The organism is Hydrogenophaga sp. GW823-FHT04C09 (assembly GCF_058796355.1).
Genome location: NZ_JBXAIO010000001.1, coordinates 16,124 through 30,516 on the forward strand (window position 1 = coordinate 16,124; position 14,393 = coordinate 30,516).

The 14,393-nt window shown below is 66.7% G+C and carries 23 protein-coding genes; 3 read left to right on the top strand and 20 right to left on the bottom strand.

Annotated elements, in window-relative coordinates; all coding sequences use genetic code 11:
* Window positions 1–3 precede the first annotated feature (3 nt).
* Together AC1Q9M_RS00095 and AC1Q9M_RS00100 are read left to right on the top strand one after the other, a co-directional pair.
* A complete protein-coding gene (locus AC1Q9M_RS00095; protein ID WP_444687476.1) occupies window positions 4–699 on the top strand; it encodes an ABC transporter ATP-binding protein in 696 nt (231 codons plus the stop codon).
* 63 nt (window positions 700–762) lie between these two features.
* Window positions 763–1,587, top strand: a complete 825-nt coding sequence (locus tag AC1Q9M_RS00100; RefSeq protein WP_492431795.1) for a TOBE domain-containing protein — start codon at window positions 763–765, stop codon at window positions 1,585–1,587.
* Between the two features lie 589 nt (window positions 1,588–2,176).
* On the opposite strand, the gene AC1Q9M_RS00105 is transcribed toward AC1Q9M_RS00100, so the two are convergent.
* The 18 genes from AC1Q9M_RS00105 to AC1Q9M_RS00190 form a co-directional block, all read right to left on the bottom strand.
* Window positions 2,177–2,353, bottom strand: coding sequence for a hypothetical protein (locus AC1Q9M_RS00105; RefSeq protein WP_492431797.1), 177 nt, complete (start codon window positions 2,351–2,353; stop codon window positions 2,177–2,179).
* Window positions 2,353–2,526: a hypothetical protein gene (locus AC1Q9M_RS00110; RefSeq protein WP_492431799.1), complete on the bottom strand. Its 174-nt coding sequence runs from the start codon at window positions 2,524–2,526 to the stop codon at window positions 2,353–2,355. Before AC1Q9M_RS00110 ends, AC1Q9M_RS00105 begins: the two co-directional genes overlap by 1 nt.
* Window positions 2,523–2,888 (bottom strand): hypothetical protein, encoded by a 366-nt coding sequence (locus AC1Q9M_RS00115; RefSeq protein WP_492431801.1) that lies wholly within the window; start codon window positions 2,886–2,888, stop codon window positions 2,523–2,525. The genes AC1Q9M_RS00110 and AC1Q9M_RS00115 overlap by 4 nt, the downstream gene beginning before the upstream one ends.
* Before the next feature lie 8 nt (window positions 2,889–2,896).
* Window positions 2,897–3,376: a hypothetical protein gene (locus AC1Q9M_RS00120; RefSeq protein WP_492431803.1), complete on the bottom strand. Its 480-nt coding sequence runs from the start codon at window positions 3,374–3,376 to the stop codon at window positions 2,897–2,899.
* A complete protein-coding gene (locus AC1Q9M_RS00125) occupies window positions 3,373–4,131 on the bottom strand; it encodes a glycoside hydrolase family 24 protein (protein WP_492431805.1) in 759 nt (252 codons plus the stop codon). The genes AC1Q9M_RS00120 and AC1Q9M_RS00125 overlap by 4 nt, the downstream gene beginning before the upstream one ends.
* Complete coding sequence (locus AC1Q9M_RS00130; protein WP_492431807.1) at window positions 4,128–4,874, bottom strand: hypothetical protein; 747 nt, start codon at window positions 4,872–4,874, stop codon at window positions 4,128–4,130. Before AC1Q9M_RS00130 ends, AC1Q9M_RS00125 begins: the two co-directional genes overlap by 4 nt.
* A gap of 10 nt (window positions 4,875–4,884) precedes the next feature.
* Window positions 4,885–5,400, bottom strand: coding sequence for a hypothetical protein (locus AC1Q9M_RS00135; RefSeq protein ID WP_492431809.1), 516 nt, complete (start codon window positions 5,398–5,400; stop codon window positions 4,885–4,887).
* Window positions 5,397–5,774, bottom strand: a complete 378-nt coding sequence (locus AC1Q9M_RS00140; protein WP_492431811.1) for a hypothetical protein — start codon at window positions 5,772–5,774, stop codon at window positions 5,397–5,399. Before AC1Q9M_RS00140 ends, AC1Q9M_RS00135 begins: the two co-directional genes overlap by 4 nt.
* The gene (locus tag AC1Q9M_RS00145) at window positions 5,747–6,013 is read right to left on the bottom strand and encodes a hypothetical protein (protein WP_492431812.1); all 267 of its coding nucleotides are present in this window, start codon (window positions 6,011–6,013) and stop codon (window positions 5,747–5,749) included. Before AC1Q9M_RS00145 ends, AC1Q9M_RS00140 begins: the two co-directional genes overlap by 28 nt.
* Window positions 6,014–6,016: 3 nt before the next feature.
* On the bottom strand, window positions 6,017–6,433 hold the full coding sequence (locus AC1Q9M_RS00150; protein WP_492431814.1) for a hypothetical protein: 417 nt from the start codon (window positions 6,431–6,433) through the stop codon (window positions 6,017–6,019).
* A gap of 81 nt (window positions 6,434–6,514) precedes the next feature.
* Window positions 6,515–7,357, bottom strand: a complete 843-nt coding sequence (locus tag AC1Q9M_RS00155) for a major capsid protein P2 (protein ID WP_492431816.1) — start codon at window positions 7,355–7,357, stop codon at window positions 6,515–6,517.
* Between the two features lie 290 nt (window positions 7,358–7,647).
* A complete protein-coding gene (locus AC1Q9M_RS00160; protein ID WP_492431818.1) occupies window positions 7,648–8,232 on the bottom strand; it encodes a hypothetical protein in 585 nt (194 codons plus the stop codon).
* Between the two features lie 49 nt (window positions 8,233–8,281).
* Window positions 8,282–8,740: a hypothetical protein gene (locus AC1Q9M_RS00165; protein WP_492431820.1), complete on the bottom strand. Its 459-nt coding sequence runs from the start codon at window positions 8,738–8,740 to the stop codon at window positions 8,282–8,284.
* A 292-nt stretch (window positions 8,741–9,032) separates the two neighbouring features.
* Window positions 9,033–9,395, bottom strand: a complete 363-nt coding sequence (locus tag AC1Q9M_RS00170; protein WP_492431822.1) for a hypothetical protein — start codon at window positions 9,393–9,395, stop codon at window positions 9,033–9,035.
* A 458-nt stretch (window positions 9,396–9,853) separates the two neighbouring features.
* The gene (locus AC1Q9M_RS00175; RefSeq protein ID WP_492431824.1) at window positions 9,854–10,231 is read right to left on the bottom strand and encodes a hypothetical protein; all 378 of its coding nucleotides are present in this window, start codon (window positions 10,229–10,231) and stop codon (window positions 9,854–9,856) included.
* A 112-nt stretch (window positions 10,232–10,343) separates the two neighbouring features.
* Window positions 10,344–10,796, bottom strand: a complete 453-nt coding sequence (locus tag AC1Q9M_RS00180; protein ID WP_492431826.1) for a hypothetical protein — start codon at window positions 10,794–10,796, stop codon at window positions 10,344–10,346.
* The gene (locus AC1Q9M_RS00185) at window positions 10,793–10,987 is read right to left on the bottom strand and encodes a DUF7706 family protein (RefSeq protein WP_492431828.1); all 195 of its coding nucleotides are present in this window, start codon (window positions 10,985–10,987) and stop codon (window positions 10,793–10,795) included. The genes AC1Q9M_RS00180 and AC1Q9M_RS00185 overlap by 4 nt, the downstream gene beginning before the upstream one ends.
* Window positions 10,984–11,247: a hypothetical protein gene (locus AC1Q9M_RS00190; protein ID WP_492431830.1), complete on the bottom strand. Its 264-nt coding sequence runs from the start codon at window positions 11,245–11,247 to the stop codon at window positions 10,984–10,986. The genes AC1Q9M_RS00185 and AC1Q9M_RS00190 overlap by 4 nt, the downstream gene beginning before the upstream one ends.
* Window positions 11,248–11,463: 216 nt before the next feature.
* On the opposite strand from AC1Q9M_RS00190, the gene AC1Q9M_RS00195 reads away from it, so the two are divergent.
* Window positions 11,464–11,883, top strand: a complete 420-nt coding sequence (locus AC1Q9M_RS00195) for a DUF3693 domain-containing protein (protein WP_492431832.1) — start codon at window positions 11,464–11,466, stop codon at window positions 11,881–11,883.
* 81 nt (window positions 11,884–11,964) lie between these two features.
* On the opposite strand, the gene AC1Q9M_RS00200 is transcribed toward AC1Q9M_RS00195, so the two are convergent.
* A complete protein-coding gene (locus AC1Q9M_RS00200) occupies window positions 11,965–12,810 on the bottom strand; it encodes an alpha/beta fold hydrolase (RefSeq protein WP_492431834.1) in 846 nt (281 codons plus the stop codon).
* Complete coding sequence (locus AC1Q9M_RS00205) at window positions 12,803–14,290, bottom strand: phosphopantetheine-binding protein (RefSeq protein ID WP_382324850.1); 1,488 nt, start codon at window positions 14,288–14,290, stop codon at window positions 12,803–12,805. The genes AC1Q9M_RS00200 and AC1Q9M_RS00205 overlap by 8 nt, the downstream gene beginning before the upstream one ends.
* Window positions 14,291–14,393: the final 103 nt, after the last annotated feature.

The following is a 14,393-nucleotide window of genomic DNA, read 5'->3' on the forward strand; positions in this document are numbered from 1 at the left end:
GCCATGGTCTGGGATGTGAGGCTGCGCAAGCTCCTGCGGCAAGGAGGCTCGCAGTTCGAGCTCGATGTGAGCTTCCAGACCTCGGCCCAGCGCGTGGTGATTTTTGGCCCATCGGGGGCCGGCAAAACCCAGACGCTGCGCATGATCGCGGGCCTTGGAACACCGGACGAGGCGAGGGTGGTGGTGGCTGGGCAGGTGCTCTGCGACACCGCCCGGGGCATGGTCGCCACGCCACAGGAACGGCATCTCGCCTACGTGTTCCAGGAATACGCACTCTTTCCCCACCTGACCGTCGTCCAGAACGTGGCCTTCGCCTTGCGCCGGGGTTGGAAGAACCCGAACAAGGCCATCGCGGACGAAAGCGTGCAGCGCTGGATTTCGACGTTCCACCTGGAATCGGTGGCGGGTCACTATCCCCACCAGATTTCCGGCGGGCAGCGACAGCGCACCGCGCTGGCCCGGGCCTTGGTCACCAACCCGCGCGCCTTGCTGCTGGACGAACCATTCGCGGCCCTGGACAAGGGACTTCGGCGGCGCCTGAGAGACGAACTCAAGGCGCTGCAGATGCAGATCCAGCTGCCGATGCTGCTGATCACCCACGACGACGACGACGTGAACTGCCTGGCGGAGCAGGTGATCTGCATCGACGGGGGCAAAGTCGTCGAGAGTCCCGCAACGCCACCGGAACTGCGCGAGTAGCCGCGCCTGTGACTGCTATGCTCAAAATCTGGTCAAGACGGCGGACAACTAGCGGGAACGGGCATGGTGACAAGAAGGCGCAAAGGCGGCGATCGGCTGGATGTCCGCGGATCGATCTGGATCTCGGTCGGTGGAGACAGCCTGGGTGGGCATGGGCGGGTGGCCTTGCTGCGCGCCGTCGACCAGCACGGCTCCATCACACAGGCCGCCAAGGCCTTCGGCATGAGCTACAAGGCCGCCTGGGATGCCATCAACAGGATGAACGCGCTGTCTCGAACGCCCCTGATCGAGCGCGCCGTCGGGGGCAGAGGAGGTGGGTCCACTCACTTGACCGAGCATGGCCGGAAGTTGATCGAGCGCTATGAACAGGTAGACGCCATTCACCAACGTTTTGTCGAACTTCTGGACCAGGGCTCGATGGACCTGGATCAGGAATTCTCCCTTTTGAAGGTACTGAACATGAAGACCAGCGCGCGCAACCAATGGATGGGAAAAGTCACGGCCGTGCGCTCGGGCGCGGTCAACGATGAGGTCGAAGTGACCTTGCCTGGTGGACAGCGGCTCGCGGCCATCATCACCCGGGAAAGCACACAAGCCCTGGGACTCAAGACCGAGCAGGCGGTGATCGTGCTGGTGAAAGCGTCGTCTGTGCTGCTGGCCACCGACCTGCAAGGCGCCAAGATTTCGGCGCGCAACCGCATCGAAGGCAAGTTGCACGCGCTGACGCCGGGCGCGGTGAACGCGGAAGTCACTCTCAAGACCGAGGATGGCCTGGAGGTCGTGGCGATCGTCACGCAAGGCGCTGTCGCCGAACTTGCGCTGACACCAGGCGCCTCCGCAACGGCGCTGGTGAAAGCGTCGGATGTGATTCTGGCTGTCGCGAGCTGAGCTCGGGGCGGGACCGTTTTCAGCCCGAGACAGAGTCCTCGGGGGACCTGAGACGCTGGGTTTCAGATATCCTTTACACATTCTACGATGTATATTATGTCAAGTTACATGCGGGCGCTTTTCCTTCGATTGGTTCGCCGCCGTTGGGCGAAATTGAAGGGCCTTAACTCCGGAACATGCAATGTTCAAAGCGCCTGGTCAACTGCCCCCGCTGTCGCTATTGCTTGATGACCTTCCCACCAGGTGCGCGCGCAAGATCGCGCGCCACCTGGGAATCAGCACCAGGACGTTGAAGCGCTACCAGGTGGAAGACCAGGCGCCCCGCGTTGTGCTGCTGGCCCTGTTCTTCGAAACCCGCTGGGGGCGATCACTGATGGACTCCGAGCTCGAATTTCGCCACCGCCTGCACATGGGCTACATCGACACGCTCAGGCGCGAAAACGCCCAGCTGCAGGCGCGCATGGCCCGCCTAGCGGCCCTGGTGGACCGTGGCGACTACGGGGCCGCCAATGCCCCGATCTGGGCGCCCATGGGGGATGCAGGTTGTTCAAGAGCGCCCGTGAAGCCGGTGGCGATACACCGGCGGGGCCTAGACCACGTGGTCGGTGCAGTTGCAGCCGCCGGCGCTGGTGCCGCGCGCATTGTTGGCGAGCCAGGCGCGCAGCTGGGGCAACTGCTGCAGGATCAGCGCGGCCAGGATGGCCCCGCCGATCAGCACCAGGCTCTCGCGTAGCACCTCGGGGGCGCTGGGCAGTACGGTTTTCATCACCGGGCCTCCTTGAGGTTGTCAATGCGCTCATGTGCGCGCGTGGCCGCTGCCATCGCGTGGCTCGCGCGCTCGTGCAGGCGCGCCAGGTCGGAGCGGATCGCCGCATAGGCGCCCAGGCCGGCGCCGACACTGGCGAGAAGGGACAGAAGAAGCTCGGCCGTCAAGGTCATTTCTTCGCCTTGATGTGGAACAGCGTGCGGTCGCCGAACAGGTAGAACCCGATCGCCGATGCGAAGTTGTCGATGCTGTCGCTGGGCATGCCGTACGTCTTGCTCCACACCCACACGCCCAGCACCACGCAGCCCAGGGCGGGCCGCTGCAGCCGCACGATGGCCTCCACCCAGGGGTAAGAGGGGTTGAGCCCGCCGGCGGCGTTGATGGCCGTGAAGCGGTCCAGGTCCGCCTTCTGCATCGCGAGCCAGTCGGCGACGTTCGCCGGCTTGAACTCGGCGCCGGTGTAGCGCGCCAGGAGGGTTTTGACCAGGTCAACGCCCACAGGGGCGAGCGCGGCGAGGATGGTGATCGGGTCCATGTGGTGGCTCAGAAGTAGCGAAGGTCCATGCCGGACGAAGTGTTGGTGCCGTTGCTCTCGAAGGCCGGCGGGAGATCCACGCGACGGGGGTCGATGAGGGCGTACTGCGCGCGCGCCTTGGCGGCCTCAATGCGGCGCGCCTCTTCGGTGTCCGACCCCCACACCACGGTGGAGCCGAAAGCGGCGCCGGCGGCGGTGTTGATGAACGTCCCAGCCGGGCAGCTGAAAGAGGCGTCCCACCAGCGGCCCGCCGCAATGTCGGCTTCGCACGCGGTGCGGCTGGTGTCGGGCACGCCCAGCACCGAACCGATGCCCTTGACGACGCCCACGCCGGCGGCGCCCACGGCCTCCACAGCGCCCTGGGCAGCGCTGGAAGCCATGCCAGCCAGCCCGCCGGCGGCCGACACGCGCCGGGATGCGTACCAGACCAGGCCAGCCGCGGCCACCAGGCCCAGGCCGATCAGCTTTGCGGTGGTGGCCGTGCTCATGCGAGCACTCCGCCGGCGTTGAGGTAGGCCGTCTGGACGTAGGCCATGGAGCGCTCGCCCTGCCCTGCGTAGCCGGCACCGGGCAGGCTGGCCCACTCACGGCGCGCCGCGGCCAGCGCGCCCACCAGGTCGCCGCGGCGGATGCGCTCGAGCGCGCCCCGCTCGCGCAGCAGCTCGACGGCGGCGCGGTCCTGACTGGCCGGCGAGAAGTCGACCAGGCCGAGTTTCGGCTTGAGGCGGCGCCAGGTGGTCACCGTGATCTGGTACTTGCCGGCGGCGGTGGACTTGCAGCCGGCGCTCAGGCCGGCGCCTCGGCACTGCTCGGGGGTGAGCACCACCCCGCCCCACTCGCCCAGCGTGTACGGGTGGTCCGCAAAGCTCTGGATCGCGTGACTGTAGGCGTAGCACACGCGGTAGGGGTCGGGGCGGCTCATGGTGCCCTCGGCATGGCCGATGGCATCCAGCAGCGCGCGCACATTGCGATCAGGATCGGGCGGCGGGTTCATCGCGGCATCTTTCTGTGCGGTCTCCGCACTGTTGGCGAGGGTCCAGGTGGTTACCGGGTCGGGCGTCGCGCCTGGTGCGGCTGGCGTGCCACCAGGCAGCCAGTTCCAGCCGTCCAGGGCCGGCCAGTCGAACGCCCCGCCCTGCCCTGCAGGATCTGCAGGCGTGGCGGTGCGGCGCGTGGCGGCAAATGCTGCCGTGCCGCCCAGCGCGAGCAGCAGGAAAGCAGCGATGCGGGCCGCACGGTTCACAGCGTCTCTTCGATCAGGTGCACCGAGGCGGACATGACCGTTGCGATGTTGGTCGCGATCACGTTGAAGCCATAGCCCGGCATGACGATGTAGGGCTCCGGGTCCTTGATCTGCACACCGCTGGCCGCCTGGTTGAGGTAGCTCATCGTTGGGTATGCCGCCGATGCCACATAGCGCTGTTCCGTGACACCGACCGGCCCGCCGGCGAGCTTGGGTTGCACGAGCAGCGGCGTGCTCGCTGCGGCCATGGCCACAGCGCCAATCCCCGCGATGGCGCTGCCGGCGGCACAGATCACGTTGAACGATCCGACGATCACGCGCTTGCCCGAGCCCGGCGGGTTCCAGAATTGCACCTGGGCGTACTCGCCAGCGGCGGGCCCCACGCTCACGCGCCCACCGAAGACCGCACCGGCCACGGTGCGCGCCTTGCCGCCGTCCACCACCTGCACCACGCCCGAGGTGCGGCGCGTGCCGGCTTCGCTGGTGCCGAACGCGAAGCGCACCACCTGGGCCTGCGGGCTCTCGATGGTGATGGTTTGGTAGTCGCCCCCCTTGAGGTAGAACGACGCTTCGGCGTTGCGCATGATGCCCTTGAGCTCGCCATGCAAGCCGATCAGGTTCACCGTCACCGGGTAGGCGCAGTCAAGGATCTCGAAGTAGCCGCCGCTGATGGCGTAGGGCTTGATTTCCCCGGTGCCAAACGCGGCGGTGAGGATCTCCAGAAACGGTTGTTGGTTGCTCATGTGGATTGCTTCAGTTCTTCAGCAGGTAGACGGCGGCAAGGCCCACCGCAGCGGCGATGCCCAGAGTTGAGATCGTGTCCCGTTCCTTGTTTTCGCCGGGCTGGTAGTTGTCCATGGCCTTGGTGCTCATGGTCGTGCTCGCGTCGATCAGCTTGTCCACCAGGGCCGCGCCGGCGGTCACTGTCTTGTCCCACGCGGACACGTTCGCATCCATGCCGGCCTTGTTGAGCTCGACCACGGCGGCACCGCTCTTGCTGATGACATCGGCGCCCATCGAGGCCATCGCCTTCACGACGTCCGGGTCGTTCATGTTGACCGTGTTGCCGCTGCTGCCGGACAGGCCAATGCCGTCCTGCACGGCCACGCGCTGGTCGGTGTTGGTGGACATGGTGTCGCTGCTGCTGGTGGACTTGCCACCGCCGCCACCGCCGCCGCACACCAGGCCGCCGCAGGCCTTGCGACGCGTGACGCACTCGCCCAGGGGCTCACCCAGGGCGTAGAGCTGTCGTTTCGTGATGCTGCTCATCGGAGCGCCTTCCTCATGATCCACCCGGCCACCTCGTAGCCGTGCCGTTCGCTCTTGTGCACCAGGCCGCGCCGCGAGGTCTGAAAACCGACCTCGGTACACCCGGCCTGGCGCGCCGTTTCTTCGACCAGCTGGAAACCCAACTCGGTCAAGTCGTCTGCAGCCTTGCCCGCCGCTGCGGTGATCCACAGCACGTCGCCCATGCGCTCCAGCACGAACACACCGCCACCCGTGGCCGTCTTGAGCTCGAAGGGCACGCCGGCGGCGGTCAGGCTCTCAGGCGTGGAGGTGCCGCGCGGATCTGGTACCGGCGTTTCGGTGAACGCCTGCACCGCCCGCTCGCGGCTTACTTCGCGGACCTGCGCATGCGCCATACGACCGCCAATCCGAGCGCGCCCCACACCCACCAGGGAATGGCGCCGCCGATGCCCGAAACGAGGCCTGCACCGCTGGACTTGTCCTGCTGGCTGCTGGCGCTCTGCACACCTGAGAAGTTGACGTTCCAGCCGCTGTTGTCCGCGCCGGACCCGTAGCTAGCGCCCTCGGCGCTGCTTGGCCCCGCGCTGCCGCCGGCGCCGCCGGTCATGCTGGGGATCGGCGTAGGTGCAACCATGGATCAGCCCACGGCCACCAGCGCGGCAACACCAAGCAACAGGACGGGCAGCATGCCGCCCAGGCCGCCCTGCTGCAGCGGCGAACCCACCTGGCTGTACGTGAGGCCGTTCTGACCGGCGAAGGTGGCCGGCTGAGCCGTCTTGTTCTGCTGCACCGGGCCGATGTGGTTGTCAATGGCGCGCGTGAGGCCGTACTCGGCCACGCGCTCCCACCAGGGGCGGGAATCGCCCGCCGGCGCGGCCGCGTAGGGATCGAGCTTGGCGCTCTCGCGCGCATCGGTCCAATAGCTGGCCGACTGGTAGTAGTTGCCATCGGCGGTGACCTTGGACACCACCGTGCCCAGGGTGTTCGCCGCGTAGGTGGTGCCGCTGTCGTCGGTCTCGATCCAGCTGCCATCGTCGAAATACTGTCGGCCCATGGGGGGTTCTCCTGTTGACTCACGCACCCCGCCGGCGCTCATGGCCGGCGGGGGTCTGCTCTCGCTTCGGGGGTGTATCCGTTACGGGCGTTCGTTGGTCGTGATCGACTCGGTGTAGATGTTCCAGGTGCCGCCGGCGTTGACGTTCAAGCGGATGTCCAGGTTCTGGATCACCTTCGCCTTGCCATCGGGGCCGATGATCTGGCTGGTGTTGAGCATGTGCCCCATGAGGTCGTGCTCGGTGAAGTCCACCACGAACAGGCCGGCCTGCGGCACCTTCTGGTAGGTCTTCTGGAAGAACTCGGCCTGGATCTGCGTGATGCTCTCGAACTCGTCGGCGCCCTCGCGGCGCACGCGCACGAAGTTCAGCTGCGACAGCGTGCCGAAGAAGTACATGCGCTTGATCTGCTCGCCGTTGAGGCCAGAAGGCAGGATGATCTGTTCCTCGGTCGCGCCGCCCAGCACGCGCTGGGTGAAGCGGTTGCGCACGATCAGGCGGTTCGCGCTGGGCACGTCCACTTCGGCGACGGCCTTCACGGTGGACGCGGCGGTCACCGTGTAGGTGCCCAGGTCGAATTCGAGCACCAGATCCTGCACGCCTGCCTCGGCGGTCGCGGCGTAGGTGCCCAGCGTCATGGCGGCTTCGTCCTTGCCGCGCGTCTCGACGAAGTTGAACTCCAGCACCTGCGGGTCGCTGGTGAGGCGGTTGTAAAGGTTGGCCGCAACCATCTGCGCGGCGGTGTTCCAGCGGATGCGCTCGGCACCGTTCAGGCGCCACACGATGTTGGTGATCAGCGTGGTGTTGATGTTGCCGCCCAGGAACAGCACGATCTTGTTGTACGTGACGCCCAGCGGCACGCGGATGGTGACCCGCTGGTTCGGGCCCACGTTCTGGATCAGGGGAAGTTGGACCTTACGGGTCATGGTGTGCTCTCGATGAAAGTTGCGACAAAGCCGCCAGCGGCGCCGGCGGCTCACTCGGTGGAGGCGATCAACCCTGCAGGGCTTTTTGCACCAGGGGGCGGGTGAAGCCGATCTGGTTCAGGCCGTAGATGACGCCCAGCACAACGGCGGTGGTCATCAGGGCGTCTTTGATCTTTGCAGCGGACATGAGGGGTTCTCCTGTGAGAAGTGTTGAGGGGTTGGAGCCCCGATTCAAGGGGGCAATCCGTGACGTAGCAAGGGCCACGGCCCGTACGTAGGGCCTACGTAGCTCAGGTCTTTTTCTTCCTCAAAACGATGGTTTTTTTGCCACTCTGGCCGGTCCGCCAGTCGCGTTCCATGAAGTTGATGGTGGTGGCCTGGTCGGTTTCCGATGTGGTCAGGGCCGCGACCTCTGCATAGGGCACGTCGAACAGATCCGCCATCACGGCCTTGTCCTGGCGGAACCGCAGGGTGAACACGCGGCAGTAGGTGAGCCCTGAGAAAAAATCCTTGTCACAGTCCGCCGGGCGCTGGGTGGCCGCGATCACGCGCAGGCCCTGGTGCCGGCCTTGCTTCGTGATGCGGCGCCAGCTCGGCGGCGCCCAGCTCGCACGCGTCACGCCGTTCAGCTCCTCCACCATGAACGTGCAGTTGCCGGCGGCGAACACGGCGCGGCACAGAAGGTCGAACTTCGCTGCGTGCGTGTCAGGGTCCGGGCCCGGGTCGAACGCCACGGCAAAGCGCTTGCCCTTCAGTGCCTGGCACACGTCGGGGATGGTGCGCACCGTGCGGCCGAAGCCGGCGTATTCGTTGAGCGGGTCCCACGCGATGAAGCGATCCGGCTTGGTCGCCTTCAGGTGCTCGCGCACGCTCACGCCCTTGCCCGAGCCCGTGGCGCCGATGTACGCGCGGAGGTCCGGGCGGTTACTGTTGTCCATCGGTGCGCTCGACGGTCGGCGGCGGCGGCGCCATGCGGAGCACCTTGATGGTGGCGAGCGCCGGCATGCCCAGTGCGAAGCCCAGGCGCACCCAGTGGCCATATCGACCGAACCAATCCGTGACGGTGATGCCGCTCGCGCGCGCCACGTCCACCAGGGCCTCGGCGATCTCGTGCAGCTGCTTGTCGTTCCACAGCACGGATAGCGGCGCCTGGTGGTGGTCCTGCGCCAGCGGCAGCACCACTGCGCGGATCATCACCAGCGCGGTTTCGATCTCGCTGGCCTCGCTCGCCAGTACCTGCTGCTCTGCCTTCTGGTCGGCCGGCTTGGGCGCGTCCAGCTTCTGCCCCTCGCTGGCGATGGCGTCCAGCGTGGAGAAGTCGCCGGCCTGGTCATCTGCACCAGGCGCGGCGGGCGGGGGGGATTTTTCGACGCGGGTCACCATGACAGGAGGCTCTTTCGCGGTTGCGGTGGCGGGGGTGGTGGTGGCGCTGCAGGGGGATCTGCAGGCGCTGGTGCCGGCGCCGGCGGCGACGGTTCAGGGATCGGGGCGGTCCCGGCCTTGGGGATCAGGTCGCGCAACAGTTCGTCGCTCCGCTCGCTGCGCGCGAAGCCCTGAAAGTTGCACCCGTTGCAGGTGATGACGCACAGCCCTTTCCCGCTCAGCGTGAAACGGGCTTTGGGCGAGCGGCACACGGGGCAGGTGCCCTGCCCCAGCTTCACGGACTCGCCCATGGTCAGCCGGCAGCGTTGGCGAGTTGCAGGCCGCGCAACGTCAGCTGAGCGAACAGGGACTGTTCCTCGGCCGGCAGCGCGTCGAACGCCTCGGCGCCCGGCTCGTACGCATCGCGCGCCAGGCGCAACAGGTCAGCGGCGGAATAGTCCTTGCCGTCGACGGTGGCCACCACGGGATCGAGCGGCGGAAAGACCGGCTCATCGTCGGCGCCGAGGTCGGGGTGCGCGGTGGGGGTGGGCTCGACGGCCTGGGCGATCAGCAGCGCCAGGGCGCCGATGGCGCCGGCGGGGTCAGTGGCGCGCCATTGCTGGCTGGCGGGGGATGCGAGCTCGCGCAGTGCGGCAGCGAAAGCGGACGGGGTCATGGGGTAGCTCCAGAGGGGCAACCCGGCGCCTTGCAGTGGCGTGCGGATTATGGCCGATTTGGGGCGTTTTTCTGTACGGGGGTGAGGCTGCCCCTGCCCCTTGGCCCGTTCGGGGCGCCTGGGCCCGTTTGCGCGCCCTGGTGCCGTACGCGGGCTTGCAGGTGGCGCCGAAAAAATCTCCCCCGCGTTGCTGGACAGCGGCTGTTGGGGAGCCGGACCGAAGGCCGGCGGGGCGAAGCCCCTCGGGGGCCCGGCTCGGCCCCCTTGGGGGCCTGTTGATGCTCCCCCGAGGTGTGGGTTATCCACAAAAATCTATCCACCGAAGGGGTAGGGGTTAAAAGGTGTCTTTCTCTCTCAACACCCTGCCCTTAAATCTGTCCGAAACTCGTACGTACAAGCCGGGAAGCCGCGCCGTTGCTGGGAATTTCTATCCACAGCCCTGCCCTAAACCCTGCCCTTTAATCGGCTGGACGAGCTTTTTTCCGTACGGATTTATCACGGGGTCTCACGTACAGGTGCAGCATCCCCTGGTGGGCGTTTCGCTCGGCGTTGCGCCCGATCAGCTTCGCGGCGATCAGTGCGTCTACGGCGTTGCGCACCTGCTTGAGCGTGGGGCCTGCGGGACGCCTTCCGCGCTCTGGTGGTGGGGGGGTGCACAGTTCGATCAACCGCGCGTAGCTGAGCAGCGCCACGCCGGTTTTAAAGTCGGCCTGGCTGAGCAGGATCAGAAACACCTGGGTGGCGAGCGGCGAGCGCAGGACGTTGAGCAGGCGCTTTATCTCGCCGTGCTCAAGCCGCAGGAACTCGGGCGCGAAGATGGTTGCGGGAAACGGCATCAGCGAGCCGCTGGCCGTTCAGGGTGGGGGTGGATGCTCTGGCGGGCCCATGTCGGCGGACACTCGCTTAGCTGGCGGTCGCCCTCGGCGCCCACCCCCGAAATCTCGCTCTTCAACGCTGCACCATCGTGACGTTGACCCACAGATTGCCGCCGCCCAGCGTGGGGCCGTAGCTGTAGACCGTTGAGGGGTTGATCTGCACGCCGTTGGCCTTGAGGCGGATGCGCAGGGCCGACAAGCCCAAGTTCGAGCCCACGGTGAAGAAGCCGTTGAAATCGTCGTCAGGGGTCACCTGTACGGTGCCGGCGTGGCTGTAGGTGCGATCGAACACCAGTTCGATGTACTCGGCCGTCTGGCTAACGCTCACGATGCCTATGGCCGCGTGGTCGGTGTCGTTCTGAATGAACCAAGTGCCCGACGCATCGGGCCGCACGATGGCGCGGAGCTCGTGCACCGTCTGCGTGGTGCTCTGCGCGTGGCTGGCGCTGATGAGGTCTCCACCACCGCCGCAGCCTTGCAGGAGGCCGCACAGCAGCGCGACCAGGGCGAAAAATCGGGCGCTCACCGCACGTACACGCCGACTTTTTCGAGCGCGCTGCGCACCATGTCGGTGGCCCGGATCATCTCGTAGGTCTCCGTCTCGTTGACGGAGTGCTCGCGGCAGGTCGAGAAGCTGATGCGCTTGCACAGCTGCGCGAGCGCGTACGCAAGGTTCTCGGGCAGTTCCAACTGCACCTTGACGTCTGGCGCGCTCATGACGTCACCTGCACTGCTCGCACCAGGCGGGCGTCTGTGCTGTCGAAATCCGGGGTGTGGTAGCTCAGCTGCAGCCGGGCTTCAGCCTCGGCGCTGCGGATCTGCAGGGCGCGCACGAAGCAACGGAAGGCCTCGCCGTGGCAGCTGAATTCGAGCTCCCAGCCGGGCATTGATGAGGGGTTGGGTTGACGCAGTGCGCTCAGCGGTGGCAGCTGGGCGAGCACGATTGGACGGCGGTCCGATGATCGACGGTGTTCCATGGTGTCCCTCTCACCGACCCTGCCCCATCGCCTTGCACAACGAAGGGGCCCCCGGGCGGAACACTTTGCAAGGGCCGGGTTTACACACGGAACCCGGGGGCAGCGCGAAGATACCCTGAAGGCCCTGTACATGTCAACGTCGATTTAGGTCATTGCGCGTATTAGGGCTTTACCGCATCATCCGTACGTACGGAAACCACCCCGCAAGGACTGGACATGCAAACAGTTGATACCCTGCTCGACACGGTCAAGAGCAAGCACGGAATTAAGTCAGATTACAAGCTGGCTCAGTTCCTAAAATTGACCCAGCACACCATCGCCAATTACCGGCACGGCCGAAGCCGCCCCGACGATTTGACGCTGTCGCGCCTGGCTGAATTGGCCGATGTGCCCATGGAGGAAATCGACCTTCTGGCGGTGCAACTCCAGGCGGAACGCGCGTCAACGGATGAGGCGCGGGAACTGTGGTCGCGGATCGCGGCGCGCCTGCAGGGTGGCGCGGTGCACTCTGCTCTCTTGGCGGTCCTGGTGGCGCTGGGCTTCATCACCACCCCGCCGAACGCCTATGCGGTGGTTACCTCGCCCGCTACGATTTCCGCAGCAACGTCCGAGGGTCTGTATATTATGTCAAATTAAAAAGATCGAGACAGCCCTCTTGGCCTACACCCCGAAAGACGCAGTGCCGTCGAGCACGGCCTGACGCACGGCTGCAGCGTCTCAGTCAGCATCAAGGCCACGGAGCCAATCGGCCAGGCTGTGGATCAAATGCTGCTGAGCCGCCAGTGTCGTGGCGGTGTGATCGGCCTGCGGCAGGTACTCGCACCGCACGCGTTCGACGAAGTCGAACTCGCTGAAGGCGTCGCGCCATTGCGCCGGGTAGTTGAAGTGCCAGCGCATGCTGCCGGAGTAAACGACACACACAGCCACACCGCGATCGACAAGCGCCTGGACGTCGAGGGCGAAGACTTCACGCGGCGGAGGGTCTCGGCCAAAGTCCCACAACTCCTGCGTCATCGATTGGTCGGCCACGTTTCTGAAGGCCCGCGCGGCGCGCCTGACGAGCTTTCGCGTCCACGATCGGAGGGCGCGCAGCGGCGCCTCGCGCAGCTGGCCGGTGTAGCGATTCCACCTTGTCCTGGCCGTGGGATAGGCGTAACCGTCGAGCATCCAGAGGGCTGCCACCCGGTGGTCCGCCAGGGCCGCCGCCAGGCCGTTGTAGGCACCGGAGCAAATGCCCGCAATGGCGAATTTCTCGACCTTGCAAAGGCGCTGGAAATGGTCCATGGCCGCCTGAAGGTCCGTTACGGCCTGTTGTTCATAAGGCAGGGCTTCGTCCGGCGTGCCGCTGTCGCCCTGACCCGAGAGGTCCATGCGCAAGGTGGCCCAGCCCTCTCTGGCGAGCGCTCGGGCAAGCTTGGCGTTGAAGCGGTGCGGGCCCATGCGGTGAATGATGCCGACATTGAGCAGCACGACGCCCATGCGCGCAGGCCGTTCGCCAGGGGGCAGCGTCAGCGTGGCGCTCAGGTGCCGCCGGGAACCGAAGCTGAAGGAGACTTCATTCAAATGGGCCTCCCCTGAGCAGCGCGGCAAGAAGGTTCAGCGCGTCGGCGGGAACCAGCGCGGTGTTGAAGGCCTCCTCCGAGGTCCAGTCGAAGTTGAGGCTTAACGCCTGGCGCTGCACGTCGACCCCCCTGCCCTGCAGGACGGCGGCCCACCCGCCGGCGCCAGCGGTTTGCCGCCCCGGCGCGACCACCACGACGCGGCGGGCCCGCGCACGCTCGTAGTCGGCGGGCTCCACGGCGCGCAACTGCTCCAACAGGCGCCGACTCACGCCAAAGCCCAGGATCTCTTCATCGCCCGCGAGCGCGCCGCCGTCTGGCAGGTTGGCGACCGTCGACGCATGCACAGCCTGCAGGTGCTCGACATAGCGCGCTCCGGAGATGACCGGCTCCCAGAGCACGAGTTGCCGCGGTGCCTGCGGCGCCAGCGCCGAGGCCCGCACCGCCAGGGCGCTGGCCAGGCGCGGTGCAACCCAGTCCACTTCGTGCACGTCAGCTCGCTGGCGCAGCATTGCGTCGGCGGCCACCACATCCTGGACCCATCGATCGAGATCGGCTTCGTGGTCCTCGCCCAGCGATTCCCCACTGGCGTGGTAGTCGAACCGAAGGCAGGCCACGCCGGCGCGCGCCAGGCGATCGGCCAGCACGCAGAAAAAACGATGAATGCGCACCGCTTCCTGGCCAAAGGGATTGCAGAAGAGCACGGCGCGAGGGCGCGCACCGCGCACGCCACTGGGATGGAAGACGCCATAAAGGGACGACGCAGGGTGACCAAAGCGCAGGGTGGTCATGCCCTCCCCGTTCTCGGCGTGCGACCCGGCCTGCACTTCGGCCGCAGGGGAAGCGTCGGGCGCGGCAGCGGCCGATTCGATCGCGATACCAGCGGCGATCTGGCTGAGCGATTCAAAGATCAGGCGGCTGATCGCGATCTTCTCGCCGGTGATGTGCTGCATCCCCTGGACGGCGCGCAGGGCGAGCAGCGAGTGGCCGCCGAGGTTGAAGAAGTTGTCGTTGCGCCCGACCCGCTCGATGTTCAGCAGGCGCGCCCAGACGGCGGCGATCGCCAGCTCGGTGGCGTTCGCTGGCACGGCAAAGCCCACATGGGTCGCGCGCGGGTCTTCCAGCTCGAGGCGTTGGCCGCGCACCACGACCGGGCGGTCCACCATGGCGCGTTGCACCGCGTCGACGCGCGCGGCCTCGGTGGCCGCGGGCGGGCTGCCTTCGTTGGCGGTGACGACCGGGGCCGCGGACGCGAGGGTAGGCACGACCATGGGGGCCACGCTGCCCGACAGCAGTGCCAACTGCTGCGCCATCAACTGAATCTGCTGCTGGATCAGCTGGTGAACCGGGCTGCCGCCCTGGACCGCAGGCACCAGCACCTGCGCCATGCGCATGGCCTCACTGGCGATCTCCGCGACCGGCTGGCCGGCCGCGTCGCGGAAGACCCGCTGGAGTTCGGCTTCGAAGAGGGGGGCGCGGATCATGAGGATGGTGGACAGCTCGGGAATTGGTCGCAAGGGTGAGGGCAGCACTGCGCTTGGCGCATCGGGTGAATGGGGCAAACGGGGTGCCCGGCAGGCGCCGTGA